Source organism: Acinetobacter sp. 'aerobic (ED)' (assembly GCF_904886855.1).
Classification (GTDB): Bacteria; Pseudomonadota; Gammaproteobacteria; order Pseudomonadales; family Moraxellaceae; genus Acinetobacter; species Acinetobacter courvalinii.
The window spans coordinates 21,550-46,993 of record NZ_CAJHGI010000001.1; the positions used below are offsets into that span (position 1 = coordinate 21,550).

At 44.6% G+C, this 25,444-nt stretch carries 20 protein-coding genes; 9 read left to right on the plus strand and 11 right to left on the minus strand.

Annotated elements, in window-relative coordinates:
* Window positions 1-8 precede the first annotated feature (8 nt).
* The gene (gene dnaE / locus JO943_RS00100; RefSeq protein WP_202739634.1) at window positions 9-3,572 is read right to left on the minus strand and encodes a DNA polymerase III subunit alpha; all 3,564 of its coding nucleotides are present in this window, start codon (window positions 3,570-3,572) and stop codon (window positions 9-11) included.
* Between the two features lie 215 nt (window positions 3,573-3,787).
* Here dnaE and JO943_RS00105 point away from each other — a divergent pair, with 215 nt between their 5' ends.
* The gene (locus tag JO943_RS00105) at window positions 3,788-4,690 is read left to right on the plus strand and encodes a tetratricopeptide repeat protein (protein WP_032872060.1); all 903 of its coding nucleotides are present in this window, start codon (window positions 3,788-3,790) and stop codon (window positions 4,688-4,690) included.
* 38 nt (window positions 4,691-4,728) lie between these two features.
* Here the strand turns inward: JO943_RS00105 and JO943_RS00110 are convergent, their stop codons facing one another.
* Window positions 4,729-6,159, minus strand: coding sequence for a pyridoxal phosphate-dependent aminotransferase (locus JO943_RS00110; protein WP_032872062.1), 1,431 nt, complete (start codon window positions 6,157-6,159; stop codon window positions 4,729-4,731).
* Between the two features lie 241 nt (window positions 6,160-6,400).
* Between JO943_RS00110 and msrB the strand changes: the two genes are divergently transcribed.
* From msrB to JO943_RS00130, 4 genes are all read left to right on the plus strand, one after another.
* Window positions 6,401-6,820: a peptide-methionine (R)-S-oxide reductase MsrB gene (gene msrB, locus JO943_RS00115; protein WP_004771736.1), complete on the plus strand. Its 420-nt coding sequence runs from the start codon at window positions 6,401-6,403 to the stop codon at window positions 6,818-6,820.
* Complete coding sequence (locus tag JO943_RS00120) at window positions 6,817-7,305, plus strand: glutathione peroxidase (protein ID WP_005229853.1); 489 nt, start codon at window positions 6,817-6,819, stop codon at window positions 7,303-7,305. The genes msrB and JO943_RS00120 overlap by 4 nt, the downstream gene beginning before the upstream one ends.
* 66 nt (window positions 7,306-7,371) lie before the next feature.
* Window positions 7,372-8,175, plus strand: coding sequence for a helix-turn-helix transcriptional regulator (locus JO943_RS00125; protein WP_202739635.1), 804 nt, complete (start codon window positions 7,372-7,374; stop codon window positions 8,173-8,175).
* A 72-nt stretch (window positions 8,176-8,247) separates the two neighbouring features.
* Complete coding sequence (locus JO943_RS00130) at window positions 8,248-8,871, plus strand: LysE family translocator (RefSeq protein WP_202739636.1); 624 nt, start codon at window positions 8,248-8,250, stop codon at window positions 8,869-8,871.
* A 43-nt stretch (window positions 8,872-8,914) separates the two neighbouring features.
* On the opposite strand, the gene JO943_RS00135 is transcribed toward JO943_RS00130, so the two are convergent.
* From JO943_RS00135 to JO943_RS00145, 3 genes are all read right to left on the minus strand, one after another.
* The gene (locus JO943_RS00135) at window positions 8,915-12,067 is read right to left on the minus strand and encodes an efflux RND transporter permease subunit (RefSeq protein WP_202739637.1); all 3,153 of its coding nucleotides are present in this window, start codon (window positions 12,065-12,067) and stop codon (window positions 8,915-8,917) included.
* Window position 12,068: 1 nt separating this feature from the next.
* A complete protein-coding gene (locus JO943_RS00140) occupies window positions 12,069-13,259 on the minus strand; it encodes an efflux RND transporter periplasmic adaptor subunit (RefSeq protein ID WP_202739638.1) in 1,191 nt (396 codons plus the stop codon).
* Window positions 13,260-13,354: 95 nt separating this feature from the next.
* The gene (locus JO943_RS00145) at window positions 13,355-13,807 is read right to left on the minus strand and encodes an Lrp/AsnC family transcriptional regulator (protein WP_005229861.1); all 453 of its coding nucleotides are present in this window, start codon (window positions 13,805-13,807) and stop codon (window positions 13,355-13,357) included.
* Between the two features lie 152 nt (window positions 13,808-13,959).
* Here JO943_RS00145 and JO943_RS00150 point away from each other — a divergent pair, with 152 nt between their 5' ends.
* Both JO943_RS00150 and JO943_RS00155 read left to right on the plus strand, forming a co-directional pair.
* Window positions 13,960-14,577: a LysE family translocator gene (locus JO943_RS00150; RefSeq protein ID WP_150953587.1), complete on the plus strand. Its 618-nt coding sequence runs from the start codon at window positions 13,960-13,962 to the stop codon at window positions 14,575-14,577.
* A gap of 192 nt (window positions 14,578-14,769) precedes the next feature.
* The gene (locus tag JO943_RS00155; RefSeq protein WP_202739639.1) at window positions 14,770-16,974 is read left to right on the plus strand and encodes a TonB-dependent receptor; all 2,205 of its coding nucleotides are present in this window, start codon (window positions 14,770-14,772) and stop codon (window positions 16,972-16,974) included.
* 45 nt (window positions 16,975-17,019) lie between these two features.
* On the opposite strand, the gene dapC is transcribed toward JO943_RS00155, so the two are convergent.
* The 4 genes from dapC to JO943_RS00175 all read right to left on the minus strand — a co-directional run bounded on the left by dapC (window position 17,020) and on the right by JO943_RS00175 (window position 22,631).
* Window positions 17,020-18,189: a succinyldiaminopimelate transaminase gene (gene dapC / locus JO943_RS00160; protein ID WP_202739640.1), complete on the minus strand. Its 1,170-nt coding sequence runs from the start codon at window positions 18,187-18,189 to the stop codon at window positions 17,020-17,022.
* Window positions 18,190-18,214: 25 nt separating this feature from the next.
* Window positions 18,215-20,878, minus strand: a complete 2,664-nt coding sequence (glnD, locus tag JO943_RS00165) for a [protein-PII] uridylyltransferase (RefSeq protein ID WP_005229869.1) — start codon at window positions 20,876-20,878, stop codon at window positions 18,215-18,217.
* A 24-nt stretch (window positions 20,879-20,902) separates the two neighbouring features.
* Window positions 20,903-22,120, minus strand: a complete 1,218-nt coding sequence (gene purT / locus JO943_RS00170) for a formate-dependent phosphoribosylglycinamide formyltransferase (protein WP_171070947.1) — start codon at window positions 22,118-22,120, stop codon at window positions 20,903-20,905.
* A gap of 121 nt (window positions 22,121-22,241) precedes the next feature.
* Window positions 22,242-22,631 (minus strand): tautomerase family protein, encoded by a 390-nt coding sequence (locus JO943_RS00175; protein WP_202739641.1) that lies wholly within the window; start codon window positions 22,629-22,631, stop codon window positions 22,242-22,244.
* A gap of 186 nt (window positions 22,632-22,817) precedes the next feature.
* Here JO943_RS00175 and JO943_RS00180 point away from each other — a divergent pair, with 186 nt between their 5' ends.
* Window positions 22,818-23,282 carry a hypothetical protein gene (locus JO943_RS00180; RefSeq protein WP_202739642.1) on the plus strand — a complete coding sequence of 155 codons (465 nt, stop codon included), beginning with the start codon at window positions 22,818-22,820 and terminating at the stop codon, window positions 23,280-23,282.
* A gap of 64 nt (window positions 23,283-23,346) precedes the next feature.
* Here JO943_RS00180 and JO943_RS00185 read toward each other — a convergent pair whose 3' ends face one another.
* Together JO943_RS00185 and JO943_RS00190 are read right to left on the minus strand one after the other, a co-directional pair.
* On the minus strand, window positions 23,347-23,664 hold the full coding sequence (locus JO943_RS00185) for a hypothetical protein (RefSeq protein ID WP_032869199.1): 318 nt from the start codon (window positions 23,662-23,664) through the stop codon (window positions 23,347-23,349).
* Between the two features lie 203 nt (window positions 23,665-23,867).
* The gene (locus JO943_RS00190; RefSeq protein ID WP_202739643.1) at window positions 23,868-24,572 is read right to left on the minus strand and encodes a Crp/Fnr family transcriptional regulator; all 705 of its coding nucleotides are present in this window, start codon (window positions 24,570-24,572) and stop codon (window positions 23,868-23,870) included.
* A gap of 106 nt (window positions 24,573-24,678) precedes the next feature.
* Here JO943_RS00190 and JO943_RS00195 point away from each other — a divergent pair, with 106 nt between their 5' ends.
* Window positions 24,679-25,212, plus strand: coding sequence for a DUF962 domain-containing protein (locus JO943_RS00195; protein ID WP_202739644.1), 534 nt, complete (start codon window positions 24,679-24,681; stop codon window positions 25,210-25,212).
* Window positions 25,213-25,444 lie beyond the last annotated feature (232 nt).

Sequence of the window (25,444 nt, forward strand, 5' to 3'; positions counted from 1 at the left end):
ATCCAGAATTAAGAGTATTGAGAGACTTCTGCCTGATAGAGATCAAGCGCTTCATCCATTGACATATTATCCGGCGGCGGTGCGATATTTGCCACTTTCGGCGCTTCAGCCACTCTGGCCGCTTTAGACTTCACCTGATATTCGATCGCAATGGCTTCTTTACCGAAATAATCACGCAGCTTGCTGAGCAACTCATCCAGTGGTGCAACTTTCCATTGTGGACCGAGGTGTAACTCGGCGGTTGCAAAGCTCTGGTCCAGCTGGATGTGCAGTCCGATATGCTGGCACATATCCACATTACAATAAGGTAGAAGAATGGCCTGCAAATCTTTCGCCAGCGTTTTGCTCATCAGCTCTTGAGCCAGTCGAACCTGAATGCTTTGGGCACGTTTCTGGCGAATTTCATTCAAACTGAATGCCTTACTTAAGCGTGCCATTGGACGGTCAAAACCTTCACGTTCGTAGATTTCACCTTCAATCACCACCACTTGTTCTAAGCGAACCACCTCTTTATAGCGCTGGAAGCGCTCATGGTTGCAACTGATTTCGACACGGGCTGTACCATCATCCAGTGTGATCATAATGCGGTTCGGGAAGTTGGCAATATCAACCACTAAACCTGCAAAAACAGTGGTCACACCACGACGGGTCGGGGTCAGTTCATTCAGTTTTGCTGAAATGAATGATTTTAATTCAGGACGATAGACGTCAATCGGGTGACCTGTGAGATAAAGTCCAAGCGTATCTTTTTCACCTTTAAGACGAACTTCGTCTGACCAAGGTTTCACGGGTTTGGCTGGTTTACGTTGAACTTCTTCAACTTCACCAAACAAGTCCATAATTCCTGTTTCACGGTTACTACGTGCTTGCTCGGCTGCCTGTACGGCTTCTGGCAATTGTGCCATCAAGCTGGAACGTTCAATGCCGAGACAATCCAGCGCACCCGCACGGATCAGGGCTTCCAGAGTCCGTTTATTGATCTTTTTCAGATCAATACGATGACAGAAGTCGAATAAGTCCTTATACGGACCTTCGTTAATGCGTGAGTCGATGACCGATTGCATGGCCTGCTCACCGACACCTTTAATGGCACCCAGACCATACACAATGGTGGCTTCATCGCTGGCATGGAAATGATACAAAGACATATTCACTGAAGGTGGCAGTACTTCCAGTTTGTTATTACGGCAGTCATCAATCAGGAACACGATACTGTCGGTGTTCTGCATTTCCGAAGATAAAACCGCCGCCATAAATTCAGCAGGATAATGTGCTTTTAACCAGGCCGTGTGGTAGGCAACCAGAGCATAGGCTGCGGCATGCGATTTGTTAAAACCATAGCCTGCGAACTTTTCCATATAGTCAAAGATATGGTTGGCGGTGGCTTCATCAATATCTTTTTTCGCAGCACCTTCAATAAAGATCTGGCGCTGTTTAACCATTTCTTCAGGTTTCTTTTTACCCATGGCACGACGAAGTAAGTCTGCGCCACCAAGGGTATAACCTGCACAGAACTGTGCAGCCTGCATCACCTGTTCCTGATAAACCATAATCCCGTAGGTCGGTTCCAGCACGCCTTCAAGTAGCGGATGAAGATACTCAAATTCCCCACCATGCATACGATGGATAAAGTCGGGAATCAGGTCCATCGGACCCGGACGATACAAGGAAACGAAGGCAATAATTTCTTCAAATTTGCTTGGTCGTGCTTCCTTCAACATCTTTTTCATGCCGACGGATTCAAACTGGAATACCGCAGTGGTATTTGCTTCAGCAAATACCAGATAAGCATCTTTATCGTCTAAAGGGACATTGGAAATATTCAGTGGTGTCTCGGATTTAATCCGTTTATTGATATTCTGTACGGCATCTTCAATGACCGTCAGGTTACGTAAGCCCAAAAAGTCGAACTTAACCAGACCCGCGGCTTCAACATCGTCCTTATCATATTGTGCAACACGGTTGGTCCCATCAGGATCACACAGCACTGCTGAATAATCGGTAATTTTACCCGGTGCAATGACCACACCACCGGCATGTTTACCGGTATTACGTGTAATCCCTTCCAGTTTGAGTGCCATTTCCCAGATTTCGGCAGCATCATCGTTGTCCGGATTGGACGGGTTGGTGACGATATCCTTGAGCTGCGGTTCCATATCAATGGCAGTGGCCAGATCGACACCCAGTGGCTTGGTCGGTACCATTTTGGAAATGCGGTCAGCCAGACCATAAGATTTACCCAAGACACGAGCGACATCCCGGATTGCACCTTTTGCCGCCATGGTACCGAAGGTAGCAATCTGTGAAACCGCTTGACGACCATAATTTTGTGCCACGTATTCAATTACACGGTCACGGCCTGCAATACAGAAATCGACGTCAAAGTCGGGCATCGAGACACGTTCCGGGTTTAAGAAACGTTCAAACAGCAAGTCATAACGGAGTGGGTCAAGATCGGTAATTTTTAAGCTATAGGCCACCAGTGAGCCTGCACCTGAACCACGGCCCGGACCAACAGGCACACCATTATTTTTGGCCCATTGAATGAAGTCCATGACGATCAGGAAGTAACCCGGGAATCCCATCTTGAGAATAATGTCGACTTCATATTTGATTCGCTCATCATACGGTTTGCGAATCTCAGCCCAGTCTTCGTCACGTTCAGCAACTGGATAAAGTACATTTAAACGTTCTTCTAAACCTTCACGAGACAAATGCTCGAAATAGGTGTCGATGGTATAGCCATCTGGAATCGGGAAATCAGGTAAGAAATAAGTCCCGAGCTGTAAAGCGACATTACAACGTTTTGCAATATGGTAAGTATTTTCAATCGCACTCGGAATGTCTGAAAACAGCACAGACATTTGTTCGCCCGTTTTAAAATATTGTTCAGGGCTATAGTTTTTGGGGCGTTTAGCATCGCCAAGGACATAACCATCTGCAATACAGACACGCGCTTCATGCGCGTCAAAATCTATTTGTTCGACAAAGTGAACATCGTTATGGGCAACAACACCAATCTGATATTTGGCAGCTAGTTTGACCGCTTGCTGAATAAAATCTTCTTCACCGACACGTTCAGTACGGGTTAAGGCCAGATAGACCCGATTACCAAACTTCTCAATCCATGCTTCCAGTAAAGGTTCGGCTTTTTGTGGATTGGAAGAGCAGAGCATTTTGCCCACATCGCTATGTTGACCCAGCATGACAATCAGGTCTTCAGCCTGTTCAAGTATCCACTCTTTTTGTACGCATGGAATACTTAACTGTTGGCCTTCGATAAAACCGCGAGACACAATTTCAGTCAGGTTACGCCAGCCGGTATTGCTCATGGCCAGCAGGGTGGCACGATGTTCGGCATCGTTGAGGCGAATGACACTGCCTAAAACCGGTTTAATGCCTTTTTTTAGGCAGGCTTCGTAAAATTTTACTGCGGCATGCAGGTTGGATAAGTCTGTGAGTGCCAGCGCAGGCATCTCATCTTTTACGGCAGCCTTGACCAAATCAGGTATGCGAACAATCGATTCCGTGATCGAGAATTCTGTATGGATACCGAGATGAACAAACCGCATAGAAGGACTATCCTTTTTCAAACCAACGCATAGTTTAGCATGCAAACCGAAAATGGCATGCTTAATATTTTGGCAAACCGTATCTTTGCTTTGTTATTTCGCTGAAAAGATAAAAATTAGTTTTTGATTTCCTTACATATATCAATATCGATTTACATCATTGGTTTTATCGCTAGAATGTGATCGCATAAAAATATAGCAATATGAGTTAGATAATGAGATTTAAAAATATTGTGCTTGCAATATTGTTGACCAGCAGTTGGGTAAATTTAACTTATGCCGATGACGCGCCAGCCCGACAAGCTTTAATGGTACAGGCTCAGTCTGGTGATATGAATGCGCAATATGAGCTGGCCAAAGCCTACTATTTTGCTGAAGGCTTAGAATGGAATTATGATGAAGCCTTGACGTGGTTTAAAAGAGCTGCTGCACAAGGAAATGCGGATGCAATGTACCAGGTCGGTTATATGTATGATCTGGGAGAGGGTATTGAAGAAGATAACCTGACTGCCATGAAGTGGTATGTCCAAGCTGCAGAAAAAGGGCAATTACGAGCACAATATAGTTTGGGTTATCTTTATCTTTCTGATGAAGACGGGGTGGTAACCAACCTTAAAAAGGGCGTGGAATGGATTGCGCGAGCAGCAGATGCCGGATTTGATGTGGCTCAGACGACGTTAGGGCGTATGTATGAGGCAGGGCTGAAAGGTCTGCCGCAAGATCTTGGGAAGGCAAGACACTATTTACAGTTGGCTGCTCAGCAAGGTGACGCTACGGCAATGAATGCCTTGGCCTTTTTTTATATTGAAGGGACAGGAGGCGTCGAGAAAGATAATAAAGAGGCTTTGCGGTTATTTAGCTTGGCTTCTGAGGCATCCGGTCTTGCTTCTTTTAGCGCAGGACTGATGCATGAGTATGGTAAAGGAACCATTAAAAACTATAAAAAGGCAGCCGAGTTTTATGAACGTGCCTTAGAGCAGGATAATGAAGAGGGCTGGCAGGGACTTGCGCGTCTATATAAAACTGGTGGTTTCGGTCTGGCCAAAAACCTGAAAAAATCGCAAGAATATGAAAGGATATGGCGAGAAGCTCAAAGCGAGAACAATGCATCGGAATAAATATAAAAAATCCCCCTTTACTGAGGGGGATTTTTTTATTAACGCATTTTTGCCAGGAAGCGACCGAGGCGATTGATCGCTTCGCGCAGCTCATTTTCAGCTGGCAGGAACACCACACGGAAATGATCTGGCGTTGGCCAGTTAAAGCCGGTGCCTTGTACCAATAATACTTTTTCAGCTTTTAACAGATCCAGCATCAGTTTCTCGTCATCTTCAACTGGATAAACCGCTGGATCAAGTTTAGGGAAGCAGTACATTGCGCCATCAGGCTTCACACAGCTGAGGCCGGGAATTTCATTCAGCATTTCCCAGGCAATATTACGCTGCTCATATAAACGTCCACCCGGGCGAATCAAGTCATTAATCGACTGATAACCGCCTAAGGCTGTTTGAATTGCATATTGTGCTTGGTGGTTGGCACATAAGCGCATTGAAGCCAGCATATCCAGACCTTCGATATAGTCTGCAGCACGTGCTTTATTGCCTGTAATTGCCATCCAGCCCGCGCGATAACCGGCAATCCGGTAAGCTTTGGACAAGCCATTGAATGAGATACACAACTGCTCGCCCGCCAATGCTGCGACAGCGACATGTTCAATGCCGTCATACACGATTTTGTCGTAGATTTCGTCAGCAAATAAAATCAGGTCGTGCTTTTTCGCCAATGCCACAATTTGCTCTAATACATGGCGTGGATAAACTGAACCGGTCGGGTTGTTCGGGTTGATAATCACGATACCACGAGTATTCGGCGTGATTTTGCTTTCCATATCCGCGATATCTGGATACCAGTAGTTCTCCGAATCACATTTATAATGAACTGCGGTACCGCCAGACAGATTTACCGCTGCCGTCCATAATGGATAGTCGGGCATCGGTACCAGCATTTCATCGCCATCATCCAGCAGACCTTGCATGGCCATCACGATCAGTTCGGACACGCCGTTGCCAACATAGACATCATTCACATGCATATCGAAGATGCCTTTCTGCTGGTAGTACTGGCAGATGGCTTTACGTGCAGGGAAGATCCCCTTTGAATCGGTGTAGCCAATCGCATTCGGCAGGTTTAACGCGACATCATTAATAATTTCTTGAGGGGCTTCAAAGCCAAACGGGGCAGGATTACCGATATTCAGTTTGATAATCTTGTGTCCTTGCTCCTCCATTTCATTGGCGGCTCGTAGTACAGGTCCACGGATGTCATAACAAACATGCTCAAGCTTAGATGATTTTTTAATTTCTCGGCTTGATGGATGAGACTGGGGAACAACTGTACTTTTAGACATAGCAGGATTCACTTTTGCATATCGGTATAAATAACTTTTAAAGGTTTCCACTGTGACCAGATTGAGATCATGCTGATCTCTCAGCAATTCAACAATCTTTTCATGGGTAAAACCCGATTGTTGATATTGTCTGATGGTTGGTAATAAGTTCTGGAACACCACACTTTTCTTCTGAGACATTTCTTGTCCTATACAACCGTGCGAAACAAGAATATCACTATATTTGCTCACGCAAAAGACAATATTGTTAAAATTTGCTTACTTTGAATATTTAAATTGCTTTCTTTTTGCTATTTCTAGGTTTGGATGCTTAAACTTCAACAAATTATACGATCTGAGACTAGAGTTTTTTTTGCGAATGGCGTAAATATAAAATCTGATCATCAAGATATTTTTAACATCAGAATAAAAGGTGCAGGTTATGGGAAAAGTGAATAAAACAGACCGAGAATGGCAAAGAGAGTTATCCGCAGAAGAATATCGCATCACCCGTCAAAAAGGCACTGAACCGGCATTTACAGGACAATATTGGAATAACAAGCAACATGGTACCTATGTGTGCCGTTGTTGTGGTGCGGAATTGTTTTCTTCCGATACAAAATACGATAGCGGCTGTGGCTGGCCAAGCTTCTTTAAGCCGATTGATAGTGTTGCAATAGAAGAACATGAAGATTTATCGCATGGTATGGTCAGAACAGAAATTGTCTGCCATGATTGCGATGCACATTTGGGCCATGTGTTTGAGGATGGCCCACAGCCGACAGGACTGCGTTATTGCGTGAATTCGGCATCATTACAACTTAAAACAGATGAGAAGAATGACGAGGAAACTTATCCATGAGTAACATTTATCAGTTTGAAGCTGAGTTGTTAGAGGGAGAAACAAAAGCGCTCGCTGATTATAAAGGCAAGGTCATGCTGATTGTAAATACTGCAAGTAAGTGTGGCTTTACCCCGCAGTTTGCCGGATTAGAAAAACTTTATGAAAAATATAAATCTCAGGGACTTGAAGTATTAGGATTTCCTTGCAATCAGTTTGGAGGACAGGACCCGGGGACCAATAAAGAAATCGGGACCTTTTGCCAGCGTAATTATGGTGTCAGTTTTCCCATGTTTGCCAAGGTAGATGTCAAAGGACCTGAAGCCCATGTGATTTTCCGTTATTTAACCCGTGAGGCAAAAGGGCTTTTGGGTAGTCGTAATATCAAATGGAATTTCACCAAGTTTCTGGTTGGCCGTAATGGTGAGGTGTTGGAGCGTTATGCCCCAACCACTAAACCAGAGGCCTTAGAAGCAGATATTGAAAAAGCTTTAGCGCAGAAATGATCGGGATACCGGTTAAAGGTATAAGTTATTTTGAACTCAAGCGTTGAGTTTTGGCGCCATCCTGACATGCCGTACGTTGAAACACGTAGGGCATGTCAAAGCCGGATCTGTTATAAATCTCATAGCCATCCTACCTTTTCAATCGGGGCTGTTGATGCGGGGCAGAGTCATTTTTCCAGTTCTTTTGCTTCCGAACAGTTGATTCAGGCGGGTAGCATCGTGGTTATTCCAGCCCATGTAGAGCATGCTTGTAATCCTTTACCGCAACAGGCTTGGAGTTACCAGATGATGCATCTTGATGCAACATGGTTCGCTGGGCTGCTTGATGAGCTTCAACAGGAAATGGATCTGCATTTGGATTTAAATACCTCCTATGTGCCGCAATTAAGACCCACGATTCTCCATGACCTCCATCTTTACACTGCATTTACTGCATTAAATCAGCTGTTATTTGATCCTCAGATTTCACGCTTGGAAAAAGAACAATATTTGATTAACACCTTAACCGAAATGTTAATACCGAATTTTCATTGGGAAAATATTGGGGAGGCAGGTTATTTTCAGTCCTATTTACCCTGTTTGATTGAGTGTCTGGCGAGTGATATTGAGGATTTATCGCTCCAGCAATTGGCTGATGAATTACAGATCAGCCGCTATGCACTGATCCGGCTGTTTAAACAATATTTGGGTTTAACCCCCCATGCTTACCAATTAAATCAAAAAGTCAATCAGGCGCGTTTACGTTTGCGTCAGGGCTGTGATCTGGCCCAGCTGGCACATGAGTTAGAGTTTACGGACCAAAGTCATTTTCATCGTGTATTTAAACAATATACGGGGGTAACCCCAAAACAATATGCTAAAAAATCTTAGTGCTCGCAATTTTATACAAGAATAAAGCTTTAAGCTTTTTTAAGCTGACTCTCCTTTATCTGGAGAGAGGCTATGGAGCTATTTTTAACCATTGTTGTGACGCATTTTATTGCTTTGCTGACGCCTGGGGCTGATTTCTTTTTAATTTTAAAAACCTTGATGCAAAGCCAAATAAAGGCAGCACGCTTGACGTGTATGGGGATTGCATTGGGGAATGCCATTATTCTGCTGGTGATTTATAGCAGTCTGTTCTTGCTGGGCAAAGTCAATACCGAACTACTGGTCGTCATGAAATGGTTGGGTGTGCTTTATTTTGCTTATCTGGCAGTTCAATGTTTTCGCGCTGCACGTTCTGCACAGATATTGACTAAAGCCGAACCGGAACATGATGCTCGACTACCAAAACAAGCACCGTTCAGGCACTTTTTACTGGGTTTAGGTTCAAGTCTACTCAATCCCAAGAACCTGATGTTTTATTCGGTGTTGGTGATCCTGATCTATCCTCAATACAATCTGATGCAAAATATTCTGGTCTGTGGCTGGATGGTGGGCGTGGTGCTGATCTGGAATCTGGCGATGGTGAAATTGATGAGCGCAACCATGTATCTGTCATGGTTAAATCAGCAGATGCATTATTTGTATTATCTGGCAGGGGGCAGTTTTATCTTTTTTATGCTGGCGCTGATATTATCCTGAACATAAAAAAGACGATCATTTGACCGTCTTTTTTAACTCCGACCTATTGAGAGGGTTCAATCGATGGAGGCTGGGTTTTCCTGAAACTGTGGATTTTGCGATTAATATCATCAATAAAGGTATACACCACCGGAATCACCAGTAAGGACAAGAAGGTACTGGTAATCAAACCGCCAATCACCGAAATCGCCATCGGTGCACGGAAACTCGGATCAGTGCCAATGCCTAAGGCAATCGGCAACATCCCTGCACCCATGGCCAGCGTGGTCATGATAATCGGACGTGCCCGTTTATGGCAGGCATCCAGCAAGGCATTGAAGCGGGAGTAATGTTTTTCATCTCTGGCAATAATGGCGTAATCCACCAGTAGAATCGAGTTCTTGCTGGCGATCCCCATCAGCATAATCAGACCGATCAGGCTTGGCATCGAAAAACTGCTTTTCGCCAGTAGCAGCATCACAAATGCACCGCCAAGCGACAAAGGTAAGGCCACCAGAATGGTAATCGGTTGCAGGAAGTCTTTGAATAACAGCACCAGCACCACATAGATACACAATACGCCGGTTAACATGGCCAGTCCAAAGCTTGAGAACAGTTCCTGCATGACTTCGGCATCACCAATATTGGTACGTTTCACCGTCGGTGGCAGATTCTTCATGGTGGGGAGCTGGTCAACTTTTGCGGCGATATCACCCAGCGGCTGATTATTCAGCTCGATGGTAAAGTTGATGTTGCGTAGGCGGTTAAAGCGGTCAATCTGCGATGGACCACTTTCAATATTGACATCGGCAATGGTACCTAACATGACAGGGCCATGACTGCCTTTGACCATTAAGCGTTTCATCAATTCCTGATCCTGGCGTGCGGATAGCGGTAGCTTGATCACCACAGGAACCTGACGTTGCGACAGGTTTAACTTGGCCAGATTCTGGTCGAAATCACCTGCCGTCGCGATACGCAAAGTCTCTGCAATATCATAGGTGGTGACGCCTAAATCGGCTGCTTTGGCAAAGTCTGGACGAATCACCAGTTCAGGACGAATCAGGGCAGCACTTGAAGTGATACTTCCTACATTGGGAACAGTTCGTAATTCACGCTCAAGACTCCGTGCGGTTGCCATGAGTGTATCTGGATCATCCCCAGACAGTGCGATCTGGTATTGGCTATTGTTACCTGCAAGCCCGACCTGTATACGTGCACCAGGAAGTGGGGCAAGGCGTTGGCGCAGTTCATCTTCAATGTCTTGCAAACTGGCACTACGGTCAGAGCGTTCGGTGGTCTGAATTGTGAGGGTGGCTTTACGCGGTTCACTCGATGCGCCACCTGAAAATGGATCTGATCCTGCAGCACCGCCACCAATGGTGGTATAGATACTTTTGATTTCAGGATGGTCTTTAATCAGGTTGCGTGCATATTCGGCAGTTTTAAGCGTATCTCCAAATTGAGAACCGGGGGTTAGCTCCAGACGAACCTGTGTTTGCCCGGTATCCGGTGGCGGCACAAATCCTGTCGGTAATAAAGGAATCAGCATGACCGAGGCAATAAAGAAGGCAATTGCACCGCCTAAGGTGATCCAGCGGTGATTGAGACACCAGGTCACCAGACGCATATAACCACGCATGACTTTGCCATCTTTGGCGCGGTCTTGGGCTAAACGGGCTGTGCCTTGATCTGCCGCCGTTTTGGCATCTGAAGTATCGTCCTGCTGTTCAACTTTGCCGATCCACGGTTTCAGGATATAGGCAGACATCATCGGGGTAAGCAAACGTGCAACCAAGAGGGAAGCAAAAATTGCCAATGCTGCAGTCCAGCCAAACTGAACAAAGAATTTTCCTGCAATACCACTCATAAAGGCAGTCGGCAGGAATACGGCAATCAGGGTGAAAGTGGTTGCAATCACGGCCAGACCAATTTCATCGGCAGCTTCCATCGCAGCTTCATAGGGGGTCTTGCCCATGCGCAGATGCCGTATGATATTTTCAATTTCTACAATCGCATCATCGACCAGAATCCCCACCACCAGTGACATGGCCAGTAGTGTTACGGTATTGAGGGTAAAGCCAAAGAAATACATGCCGATCATGGCAGGTAAAATGGACAATGGCAGGGCAGTTGCGGCAATAATCGTGGCACGCCAGTCACGTAAGAATAACCACACCACCAAAATCGCCAGAATAGCGCCTTCATACAGCAGCGACATTGAGCCTTCGTAATTGTCAATCACAGGATTGACGAAGTTAAACGCTTCGGTGATCTTGATATCCGGATGTGCCGTTTTCAGTTTATCCAGTGCTTCAGCGACACCTTTTTGAACATCAACCTCACTGGCCCCTTTACTGCGGGTAATTTCAAAACCAATGACGGGCTGTCCATTTAACAATGCAGCTGAACGTCTTTCGGCAATCCCGTCACGAACCGTGGCCACCTGATCCAGACGAATATGCCGACCATCACTTAAGGCAATATCCATTGCACCAATTTCATCTGCTGTCTTGACCGTGGCAATGGTCCGAATCGATTGTTCACTGCCCCCAATTTTGGTTTGGCCACCGGAAGCATCTTGCTGGACTAAACGCAGTTGACGGGTAATATCGGTCGCCGTTGCATTCAGTGCCAAGAGTTTTTCAGGATCAAGTTCAACATCAACCTGACGTGTCACACCGCCAACACGTGCCACTGCACCAACCCCTTTGACCTGAAGCATGGCACGGGCAATGTCGTAATCCACAAACCATGACAGTGCTTCTTCATCCATTTTTGGCGACTGGATGGTATAAGTCAGAATCGGAGAGCCAGACAGGTTAATCTTGCTGACAATGGGGTCGCGTAGATCAGCGGGTAAATCGGAACGAACCTGCGACACTGCATTACGCACGTCATCCACCGCTTCCTGCAGGGGCTTTTCCAGCTGGAATTCTGCGGTGACCGTCACTACACCATCCTGAATATTGGTGTACTGGTTTCTGAGTCCTTGCAGGGTGGCAATCGAGTTTTCGATTTTACGTGCCACTTCGGTCTCAAGTTGTGGCGGCGCAGCACCGGGAAGGGCTGCGGTGACCGTGACCATCGGCAATTCAATATCAGGGAACTGCTGGATCTTCATCCATTTAAAGCATAATAATCCAGCCAGACCCAGCATGATAAATAACAGAATGCCGGGAATAGGGTTACGGATCGACCAGGCAGAGAAATTCATATCATTTCTCCTGTGTGGCCACGAGCTGTTTGGTGAGTGGTGTGTCTGGAATATCTTTGGCAATACTGACCAGATCACCATCTGCTAAGAAACCTGTACCAGAAGACACTACTTTGACATTCGGAGCCAAATCTAAAATTTCGACCCGATCGCCCAGACGGCGTCCCACACTGACTTTCTGTTGAGTCACACGATTGTTGTCATTGACAATAAACACATAAGAAAAACCATCACGTAACAACAGCGCAGTTTGCGGAACGGTTAATGCGGCTTTCTGGCCTAAATCAAATTCACCTTTAACAAACATGCCCATGCGTACAGCCTGCGTGGTTGGAATATCCACATACACCAGTCCATAACGGGTCTGTGGATCAATCACGGGTGCGATCATTCTAACTTTACCTGTCACGGCAGGTTGAGCTGGATCGGGTGAAATGATATGCGCTGTCATGCCTTGTTTGAGCTTATACAAATCAGAGGTGGTCACTTCTGCGCGCCATTCCAGACGGTGGTCGCGAATCAGGCGGAACAGTTCCTGTCCGGTTTGTGCCAAAGAACCGACCGTGGCAGTACGTGCCGAAATGACACCATTGTCAGGCGAGACCACTCTGGTTTGAGCTAAACGTAACTGATTACTTTCAATCTGTGCCTTGGCTGCATCCAGCTTGGCTTGCGCAGTGGATTGGGAGGTTTGATATTGGGTGGCTTCCTGAGCCGAGATTGCACCTGTATTTTTGAGTTGCTGAATACGTCTATTATTGGTCATGGCATCGGCAAGCACTGCCTGTGCTTCGGCATAACTGGCTTTCGCTGCGGCAAGGTCGGCACGAATGGTGTCGCTGTTAATCTCTGCCAGAACCTGACCACGTCGTACCTCATCACCGACATTGACATTGACCTGAGTCAGACGCTGGCCTGAGAGTTCGCTGCCAATGACTACTTCTTGCCATGCCGCAATATTGCCATTGGCGGTAAATGTCTGTTTCCAGTTTTGCTGTTGAGGTGATACCACCGTAACGGTCAGCGCAGCTTTTTGTGCAGTCGTATCGGCATTTTTTTGCTGATTCGTCGCTGTAGATTTTTGAGCAGTTTTAGTCTGCCAAACCACAATTACAATAATTAAAAGTACAACCACGATTGCTAAAATGAGCCAACCCTTTTTCTTTATTTTCTTGGGATTTTGAGAAGTCATCTTTCCATAGTCATCAAGTCTTGATGGCTAATAAGTATAGTGTGAGTTTATTCACATTGATACATTTTAGGTTCACCCAAGAGGATAATGCCTTTTTATAAAGGCAGAAGCCGGTTAGACACCACATTTTTCATGACAATGGTTGAGGTCAGGCGTTGCACATTGGGTAGGGCGGAGAGGCTGTCATCATAGAGCTTCTGGAAACTTGCCAGGTCTTTTGCAACCACATGCAGTAAATAATCCGGATTGCCAAATAAGCGCTGTGCCTGAATGACATTGGGAATGTCGATGACTTTTTCTTCAAAGCTGGATAGGGCGGTTTTATCTCCGTCTTTTAAGGTCACAAATATAATTGCCGAGAAATTAAGGCCGATTTTTGAGGCTTCAAGATCGGCATGATAGCCTTTGATCACGCCACTTTCTTCCAAAGCTTTGACGCGACGATGACAAGGAGACAGGCTTAAACCGATTCGTTCGGCCAGTTCTGTGATAGATAATCGTCCATTGGCCTGTAGTTCAGCAATAATTTTCTTATCAATGCGGTCCACTTGGAAGAATCTCCCTGTTGGCTTAAAAGAAATAGAAGTATTTAGAATAACATTTTCACCATTAAAGCATATCCTTTCTCAACAATCTTCACCGAATGGTGAAAAAGAAGGCGATTAAAAATAGCGTTAACGATGCAGGAAGGGCTTGGCGTATGGAACTTAGTGTGATTTTTGCATTCTGGTGTGTTTCGATCTTATTTGTGCTAACACCTGGTGCAGACTGGGCCTATGCTATCCTTGCGGGCATTCAAGGTAAATTCGTACTGAATGCCGTGACGGGCCTGATCTTGGGGCATTCTATCGCCATCTTGTGTGTGGCCGCTGGGGTCGGTGCATTACTCCAACATTATCCGATACTGTTAACCACGATGACGATCTTAGGTGCCTGTTACTTATTATGGATGGGTGCAAATTTATTACTTCATCCTGCTACCATTTCCAGTGATCACGAAGAAACGCAAACACTCGATTCGGCACGTTCGTGGTTACTAAAAGGCGTGGGGATTAGTGGATTAAATCCTAAAGTCTTGCTGTTGTTTTTTGCTTTATTGCCACCGTTTATTCATCCGGAAATGAATTTTGCACCGACTACCCAGATTATGTTACTGGGCATGATTCATCTGTTGAGTTGTGCGGTGGTTTATGTGCTGGTGGGAATTGCCGCCAATAAATTGTTGGCAACGCGCCCACAGGCTGTAAAAGTTGTGAGTCGGGTTTCTGGTAGCTTGATGATAGGCATTGCAGTCATCTTATTTGTTGGGCAAATTTGAAAGCATAGGACGCTTTGAACTGAAAATCAGACATTAGAATTTATATTGATTGAATTCAGTCTGTTAATTTTAATAGCCTTAAATCCGGAAAAATCATGAAATTATGGAATGGCACATATAGATAAAAAATAGTGTAAATCGTATTAATTCTCATTTATTATGCGGTTTTTTTAAAGCCGGCTGAAATAAATCATGGGTAGAAAACTTAAACCATTAGTATTGATGATGACATGCGCTTCGATGGGGACAACGGCCGTTTTTGCAGATGAACTACAACAGGGGCAAACAGCGGATGCAAGCGTGACATTAAATACAATTCGTATTACTGCCAGTGCGGATGCATCAGCAGACGGTTTAATGGAGCCTTTTGCGGGTGGGCAAGTTGCCAGTGGTGGTCGGGTCGGGATCTTTGGTAATCAGAAGAATCTGGCTACACCATTCAACTTAACCAGTTATACCAATGATTATATTCAGTCCAAGCAAGCCAAAAGTGTAGGGGATGTCTTAAAGGCTGATCCAAGCGTTCGTGTTGGGCGTGGTTTCGGAAACTTTCAGGAATCCTATTACATCCGAGGTTTTAATTTAGGCTCGGATGATACGGCTTATAATGGTCTGTATTCGATTCTGCCACGCCAGTATATTCCAACCGAACTATTTGAACGTGTCGAAGTGCTTAAAGGCGCTTCATCTTTCTTAAATGGGGCGATGCCGGGCAATGGCGGAATTGGTGGGGCAATTAATCTATTGCCGAAACGTGCAGGTAATGAACCATTAAACCGTATAACAGTTGGTACGGATTTTAACGGTGGCCAAATTGCCAGTGATATCTCGCGTCGCTTTGGCGAAAACCAAGAGTTTGGTGTACGTGTAAACACCGCTTATCATGGTGGCAATACCAGCGTTGATGATGAAAAAAACTCATTAGGTCTGGCTGCAATTGGTCTGGATTACCGTGGTGATCACCTGCGTTTATCAGGAGATATGGGCTATAGCAATAATCGTTTAACTGCGACACGGCCTAATATTTCACTTGCAGGTTTGACTGAAGTACCTGCTGCAATAAAGGCGAGTCGTAATTACGCACAAAAATGGACCTATTCCAACGAAGAAGATGTGTTCGGTAGTTACCGGGCAGAATATGACTTGAATGATGCAGTAACCGCTTATGCAGCTTATGGTTTCCGTCATGGCGAAGAACAAAATCGTCTGGCAAATCCGACTTTAACCAATGCCTCTAATGGTGATGCGAAATATTCACGCTTTGACAATGGCCGCGTTGATATGGTGAATACCGGTGAAATCGGTGTGCGCGGTAAATTACAGACAGGTTCTATCCAGCATAATCTCGTATTATCAGGCTCCGCATTCCAGCAAAATACCCGTAATGGCTGGGCCATGAGTGGAAGTAACACCACCAATATTCTTCATCCAGATTATAGCAATGCACCTGAATTGACGATTGGTAATCCAGAGCGTGTCAATGATCCTAAGCTTGGCACACGTACCCGCCTAAGAAGTATCGCGATTGGGGATAATATTTCTGCGCTTGATGATAAGCTGATTGTGATGCTTGGTGCACGTTATCAAAAGATCATGCAAGAAACTTATAACTATCAGACCGATGGAAGTAAAATTAATCCAGCCTATAATGAGGCGAAATGGACGCCTGCTTTAGGTGTGACTTATAAACTGACGCCAGAATTTTCTGTCTATGCAAACTATATCGAATCATTGGCGAAAGGGTTAAGTAATACCACTGCGGATGCAACCACTACACTTAAACCTTTTGTTGCCAAGCAAAAAGAAATGGGTGCTAAATACGAAAATGATCGTTTAGGTGCGAGTATCAGTTTATTTGACATTAATAAGCAGCGTGGTGTCTTGCAAGATGGGGTATTTAGTGATGCAGGTGAATACGTACACCGTGGTGTCGAACTAAATACCTATGGCAAGCTGACTGATTCGATTACGGTATTAGGCGGTGCGTCGTGGCTACATGCCAAGCAAAAAAATACAGGATCTGCCTTATATGATGGCAATAATGAAGTTGGCGTACCAAAGTTCCAGGCCAATTTAGGTGCTGAATGGGCATTGCCAGTTCCGCAAGAGATTTCCCTAAATGCACAATTGACTTATACAGGCTCGACTTATGCAAGTCTGGACAATAAGTTAAAAGTGAATGACTGGACGACGCTGGATATCGGTGCAAACTATAAAACCCAGCTTGGACAAACCCCAACGACGTTCAACTTTAAAGTCAATAATGTCTTCAATAAAGACTATTGGTCTTCTGTAGGTTTATCTGACAATATCAATAGCACTGCAAACACCAATAATGGTTATGTGGTTGCAGGTCTACCGCGTACCTTTATGCTCAGTGCAAGTTTTGACTTCTAATTTATAGCGCTAAAAAAATCCCCGAATATTCGGGGATTTTTTTATTTATAGAATGGCTTTGAGGCGTTTCACCACTTCTTCACACTGACTCAAATCTGCAACCAGTGCCATACGCACATGGCCTTCACCCGGATTGCCTTGTTCTGTTTCACGAGACAGATAACGACCCGGCAATACTTTAATATGCGCTTTTTCCATCAACATCTTGGCAAAAGTTTCATCATTATCCACTTTTAACCAGTAATAGAAACCCGCATCCGGTTTTTGTAATGGCAATACATGACCGAGTTCTGACTGGAATAAATCAAATTTGGCACGGTATTGCTGACGGTTTTCTTCAACGTGCGCTTCATCATTCCAAGCTGCAATTGAAGCCAGTTGATTTTGTACCGGCATGGCAGCGCCGTGATAAGTACGGTATTGCAAATAAGGTTTTAATAAAGCCGCATCACCAGCAACAAAGCCAGAGCGCATGCCCGGCAGGTTTGAGCGTTTAGAAAGTGAATGGAACACGATACAGTTTTTATAATCGTCACGGCCCATTTCGGCACAAACTTCGAGTAGACCAACCGGAGCCTGATCAAACCAGAGTTCTGAATAACATTCATCTGATGCAATCACAAAATCATATTGATCAGACAGGGCAATCAGCTTTTTAAACTGTTCTTTTGACAGTACAGTACCCGTTGGATTGCCGGGAGTGCATACAAATAGTAATGCTGTTTTTTCCCACACTTCCGCAGGAACAGCATCGAAGTCACCTAAGTACCCATTTTCTTCGGTGCAATTAATAAAATAAGGCTTTGCACCTGCCAGTAAGGCTGCCCCTTCATAAATCTGATAGAACGGATTTGGCATCACCACGTAAGGTGCATCTTCACGCTTAATCAAGGCTTGTACAAAAGAGAAAATCCCTTCGCGTGTGCCAGAAACGGGCAGAATATGATCCTCTGCACTGATCTGGTTCAGTTTAAAGCGATTGCTGAGCCATTGTGCAATACTTTGGCGCAGCTCTGGTAAGCCTTTACTGTTTGGGTAGGTCGATAAATGGGCAAAATTATCAATAATTGCCTGCTTCACAAACTCTGGCGCCGGATGTTTCGGTTCACCAATTGACAGAGGAATCAACGGTAAATTGGCAGGTTGTATCTCTTTAAACAGTTGGTTTAACTTTTCAAAAGGATAGGGATGCAATAACGACAAGCTAGAGTTCATTTAAACAGTTACCAAACAATAAAATTTAAGATGGATTACAAATTTGATTTGATGCTTCGTCTAAAGCCGCTTTGAGGGTTTCCACAAAAGTTTTGACTTCTTCATCGCTGAGCAAGACACCATTTTTCTTGGTGACAAAGAAAATATCTTCTGCACGTTCACCCAAGGTGGCAATTCTGGCCGAATGGATATCCAGGCCTTGCAGCATGAACAAGCCACCGATACGCGCCAGCAGTCCGGGTTGATCCAGTGTGGAAATCTCGACCATATGTTGCTGTAAGGTCGGGTTCAGCACGATATCCACGGTATTTTGTACATCAAAGTGACGTAAATGACGTGGGATACGGCGTTGCATGATCCCCGGATACTGGTCGGAATGACTTAAGGCATCGACCAGAGCGGCTTTCACTTTGCGTTCACGTTCTGGGTCAGTCAACAAGGTGCCAAAACGATCCAGTACCAGATAAGTGTCCAGGCTGAATGAGGTTGAGGCGGTAATAATACGCGCGTCCTGAACATCCAGATTCATACGGTCTAATACGGCCACCGTTGTGGCAAATAGGTTGGGCTGATCACGGGTATAAATAAAGATCTGCACCGCATCATCTGCTGCATTACGATGCGCACGTAATAACACCAAAGGTTCGGGATTATCGCCGTGTTGCAGAATGGCTTGGGTATGCCATGCAATTTCATTGGCTGATTCTTTGACGAAGTATTCATCGCCCAGCTCTTGCCAGACTTTCTCTACTTCAGCAAGGGAGAAGTCATTGACCAGAAGTTCGCTGGCCGCAAATTTGGTGTCTTCAATCAGCATTTGATAGTCGACTGGACGACCCAAGCCCGAACGGATGACATCACGTGCATAGGTATACAGCTGACGCATCAATGAGGCACGCCATGTATTCCAGAGTTTAGGATTCGTGGCATTAATGTCGGCCACCGTCAGGGTATAGAGATAATCGAGATGCTCCATATCACCGACTTTTTCAGCAAAGTCTTTGACTTCATCCGGATCGGAAATATCTTTTTTCTGAGCCGTCAGTGACATCAACAGGTGATTGTTGATCAGCCATGCCACCAGCTTGCATTCACGTTCGGTAAAACCATGCGTGCGACAGAATTCAATGGCATCGATCGCGCCGAGTTCACTGTGATCACCGCCACGGCCTTTGGCAATATCATGGAAAATCGCAGCCATATACACGATGTCATGGCGGGCAATACGCTGGAACACGGAACTGACCACCGGAAATTCTTTGGCAAATTCAGGTTCTTTGAAGCGGCTTAAATTACGGAGTAACAATAAGGTATGCGCATCGACCGTATAAATATGGAACAGGTCGTATTGCATCAAGCCGGTGATCTGTCCAAATGCGGGAATGTAATTGCCCAACACACCGTAACGTTTCATTGCCACCATGGTGTTATACAGATGCGGTGAACGGATAATCGACATGAACAGGGCCTGATGTTCCGGATTATCGCGGAAACGCTGGTCAATCCGTTTGGCAGCCAATACCAGCAGACGCAGGGTACGGGCACGAATCCCGGTAATTTCAGGACGATTTGCCAGCAGATAGAATAATTCCAGGATGGCAATCGGTTCTTCTGAAAAAACTTTATGATGCTGAACCGCAAGTTTGCCGTCGACAATTTTAAAGCGTTCATTAATGTCGATAATGTGGCGTTCATAATCCGGCAGACGAGGCGTAATCACCGATTCATTGAAATAGGCCAGTAGCATTTCATTCAGGGTGGAGACCTGTTGCGCGGTACGGTAATAGCGCTTCATAAACTGTTCAACGGCAAAATTAACCGGTTGACCTTCTTCACGCACATAGCCAAATTTTGCGGCAATATCGCGTTGGTATTCAAACAACAGGCGGTTTTCATCACGTTTGGCTAGACGATGTAACTGGGTACGGATTTCCCATAAAAAGCTTTCTGCTTCTTCAAGTACCCCAAGTTCAAACTCGGTAATAAAACCTAAATGCACCAGATCATAAATGCGATTGACACGGAAATGACGTTTGGCAATCCAGCCGATCTGGTTGATATCGCGAATACCGCCCGGGGCATTTTTAATATCAGGTTCCAGATTGCTTTCCGTGTTGTTGTGTTGTGCGTAGCGTTTGGCCTGTTCAGCCATTTTGGCATCATAGAAAGTTTGATCCGTCCATGTCTGTGCCACGATACGACGCGGCCACTTTGCCAGTTGCGGATTGCCTGTAATGAGACGTGCTTCAATCAGCGTGGTCGCAACGGTCAGGTCATTAATCGCCTGTTCGACACAGTTTTGAATGGTCCGAACGCTAATGCCGGGTTTGAAATTACCGACATCCCATAAAGAAGAAATAAAGGTTGAAATGAGTTTTTCTTGTTCTTCACTGATTTCATCCTCAGACAAAATCATGATATCGGTATCTGAATAGGGCAGCATTTCATGACGGCCATAGCCACCCACGGCAAAGAGTCCCAATTCAGTCTGGTTTAAACCTGCATGATTCCATAGAAAGATCAGTGCTTCGTCAATCGAGTCGGAACGCGCACCAATCACTTCACGAATGGGTTGCCCATTTTCATAACTCTCCTGTAATTGCTTTTCTACATCCGTTCGCCATTGATTAATGGCTTGAATATCATGATGACTGGTGACGTAGTTCAACAAGGGAGATGTATTGATCATGAAAATGGGTCTACTCAATTCAGGTTAAGAGTTAGTGTGTACGCTCACTTGGTCTGCGGCATGTTGGGCCAATTCACGCGCAAGATCTGTGGTCTCAGCACGTGCAGTGGCAACACCCATACGACGGCGCTTAAAACCTTCCGGTTTTCCAAATAGGCGTAAGTCTGTATCTGGATTAGCTAAAGCAAGATTCAAGCCAGCAAAGCTGAGATTTTTGGCATCCACACCCGCATAGATGACTGCACTTGCCGCCACACTGTGACGGGCAGTGTTCACAGGCAAACCTAAAATGGCACGGGCATGCAGTTCAAATTCGCTTTGGAATTGTGAAGCCAGCGTCACCAAACCGGTGTCATGTGGACGAGGGGAAACTTCACTGAACCAGACTTTATCGCCCTTAATGAATAACTCAACCCCGAAAATACCACAGCCACCTAATGCAACAGTGACTTTATTGGCAATACGCTTGGCTTCTTGTAGCGCAGCAGGCGTCATCGCTTGGGGCTGCCAGCTTTCGACATAATCACCTGCATCTTGACGATGTCCAATCGGATCACAGAAATGCGTTTCAACTTCGCCTGTTTCCGGATTTTTGGCTCGGACAGTCAGTAAGGTAATTTCAAAATCGAAATCAATTTGCGATTCAATAATCACGGTACCCTGATTCACGCGGCCGCCTTGCATTGCATACTCCCAAGCGGCATCCACCTCATCGAAGCTTTTTACACGAGACTGGCCTTTACCAGAAGATGACATCACCGGTTTAACAAAGTTTGGATAACCAATATCGTCACAGGCAGCGCGGAAACTTTCTAAAGTGCTGGCAAAGCGATAAGCCGAAGTCGGGAGGCCAAGCTCTTCAGCAGCTAAACGACGAATCCCTTCACGGTTCATGGTCAGGTTGACCGCTTTAGCCGATGGGATAACCGTAGCCGTTTTATTTTGTTCAATTTCAAGCAAGACTTCAGTGGCAATCGCTTCAATTTCAGGAACAATCAGGTTCGGTTTGATGTTTTCAATCAGTTGTTTTAATTCGGCTGGATCGGCCATATTCAGGGTATAAGCATAATGAGCGACTTGCATGGCAGGCGCATGATCATAACGGTCTGCAGCATGAACTTCGACACCCAGACGTTGTAAAGAAATCACTACTTCTTTACCCAGCTCTCCAGAACCTAACAGTAAAACCTTAAATGCAGAAGATTGAAGTGGAGTTCCAAGAGTGACGCTCATGCGAATAATCCTATCCTGAGTAATTTGTGTTTAAGCATAGCAGAACTTTTTACGGAATTAAGCCCATATATCACAAAAAAACCTGCTTTTTGTCAGACAAAAATAACGGTTAAACAGCCCTTTGATTGATTTAGACATTGACTTGGTAATTTAGTTTTAATTCATCAGCATGTTGTCCACGAATGCCCCAGTTCACTTTGGGTGTCTCAAAAATGGTGATTTCAACGTCGTGGGGAGAGATTCCGCAGTGATGTTGAATATAAGTAAAAAGTAACCGGATTAAACGTTTTTTTGCTTCATTGCTGCGGCCTTCAAACATGGAGATTTCAATAATCAGGTAATTTTCACTGCGATCTTGCGGATAAATAAAATCACTGGTCGCAAGACTGATAAAACGCTGAAATTTCTTTTCGACGGGGTAGTTCAGCCCATCTACCAGCGCTTGATGAATGGCATGGGAAAGCTGGTTTCTAAACTGCTCAATGGTTTGTTGTAATGCATAAATTTTAACTTGCGACATGAATGTTTTGCTTCCTGATGTATTGTTTATTTGACTGATCACAATATAAAGCAAATAGGTCGCGAGAAAACCATGCCTCTGCATTGAATCAGCCCGCGTGCTATGCGTGATTAAAATGTCACAATGATTGAGAATTATTCCCAAATTGACTAGCATAATGGCCTTATGTTTCATCGGCGATCTGATATGACGAATCTAAATACGCGTGTAACAGCAATTCTGTTGTGTAGTGCCTTTTTATTGGCAGCTTGTGGTAACTCAGGCGATGAACCAAAACAGAAGGTAGAGATCAAGCCAGCGCCAAAACTGAATAATGATGCAACCAGCTATGCCAATGCCGCATGGAAACTGATTAATGAAATTGATCCAATTGTTTATAACAAGCAAACGGCTGAAATTGAAGAGAAGGTCAGAAAGCCATTACGCCAGCTCAGTACCGATTGGCGGATTAATGTCAAAATGACCGATTCGGTGACTGAAGGGAAATATGCGTTGTGCCGTAAGGCATTGACCAGTCTGGATACCTGGGCGCGTGATGTTAAAGATAAAGACAATGTATCTGCCCAAAAGCAGACAGACTATGAGCGTGATAAAGCACAATGTAAAGATGCGATTGATAATCCGGCTTTAGGGAATACCTCTCCTAAATAAGCAGATAGAGATAAAAAAGCGAGATCATTGATCTCGCTTTTTTATGGTTAAAGTCATCAAACGGTTATGAGGTTTTGACTGTTTTTGCGGCTTCTTGTTTAGCTTTGCTTGCTGTGGTGCTGGCTACTTTTTTCGTATCTGTTGCTGCCTTCATTGCATCATGTTTGGTCGTATCTTTCATTTTCGTCATGTCATGTTTGGCGGTTTGAGTGGTTTTGGTTGCTGCTTTCTTGGTTTTTACCACACTTGTTGCAACACATTTACCACCTTTGTGATTTGGTCCTGTACCGCCCTGGAGTTGAGTTCCTTTCGGGCAGGCAAATGCGCTAGCGCTAAGTACGGTAAATAAGCCTGCTGTTAGAATCGTTGCAATTTTTCTCATGATTGTCATCTGCATCGGGTAAGCGATAGTGCTTAGGCTTAATGTAAGCGTGTTGATGAGAGGAAAGCAGACTGATTTTGTGAAATATTTTAGAGCATGCGTAGCATTTTATAGTGAGAGTTTGTCTTTTAATTTAGGTTTAAGTTTAAAAGCATATTGCAAAAAATGCGGTGCTTATCAATTTAAAATACAAAAGTTCAGGTTTACTCTTTTAGATAACCGACCTTTGCCAGTTTCCTGAGACCTTCTAAATCGAGTACTACAATTTTTTTAAAGCCCAACTGAATCACACCTTGCTTTTCAAACTGATTCAGTTCGTGATTGATGGTTTGTCTGGAAACGGTCAGCATATTGGCCAGCTGGTCCTGTGAGATCTGAATGTTAAAGTCCTGAATCGATGAACGGTTACCATAACCTTCCAAAATGAATAACAGCCGCTGCGCCAGACGCTGGCCAATACTTTGGGTTTGAATCGCAATATGTTCTAAAAATACATAGCGTAATTTTTGACTGGTGAGCAGGGCAAAGTAATACCAGTAATAGGGGTTTTGTAGCAAGAAATCATGAAGTGGCTGTGCAGGTATTTGCAGTACCACACTTTTCTTCAATGCAATCGCGTCATGCGAGCGGGGTTGCCGGTCAATCAGGGAAATTTCGCCAAACCACATGATCGGTTCAGCAATTGCAGCGATGGCTTCGTTACCATTGACATCGATATAACCCAGACTAATCGAGCCTTCCAGCACGCCATAGACCCCATCAAAACGATCTTGTGCGCTAAAAACAGCCGCATTTTTCTCAACAGTGTATTTTTTGCCATGTTCAAGAATAAAATTTTGAAAAGGCTCTGCTAAGTGGCTAAACCATGCGTTCTGTTTTAAATGCTGAATATAAAGCGGGTCTAACACGATTGTTCCTTGTTTAAAAAGATATCCATTTGTCAGCTACGTGACAACTTGCTCACGCTATTTGTTATAGATTAACAGCATAAACGAATGATATGAGGAAAGAAAAATGACAAATCTGGAACGTCTACTCAGCCAGTATGCAGCTTATCATCTGGATCGAAATAATATTGTGACCCATTTTGTAGGTATTCCTTTGATTGTTTTTTCTATTTTGTGTTTAACGGCACGTGCAGGTATCGAAATTTCTGGCTTTTCAATCACATTAGCCATGCTGCTTATCGTAGTCAGTAGTATTTACTATATTTCACTTGATAAGCTGTTTGGTGGCCTGATGTTGATTCTTTTTGTCTTGGCTTATCCCTTGGCCGTAAAAATTGCGACTTTATCGATGTGGAGCTGGCTAGGGGCCAGTATCGGTATTTTTGTGGTGGGCTGGGTGTTCCAATTCGTGGGGCATTATTTTGAAAAGAAAAAGCCTGCTTTTGTTGATGATGTGATTGGTTTAGCCATTGGACCGTTATTTGTGCTGGCTGAATTCGTCTTCTTGCTTGGCTTTCGTAAACCGTTACACCAGCGGATTTTAAAAGAAGCCCACATCAAGCGTGCTGAAATGGATATGAAGCCGCAGACAGTTGCTTAAGCAAATAGATCGCTTTATACAATTCAAACCTGAAAGTTAGACAGAAATTGTCTAACTTTCAGGTGTTTTTTAGATTTTATGTATTTTAATTTTAATATGCTTGATCGCTTAAAAAATCAAAAATGATCTCGAAGGGCCTATTTATCTCTGTTGAATAGAATAAAGGCATAAACTGCTATTTAATATGATCTAAAGTGGTAAATAAAACACTGTTCCCTCATTTAAAATAAAC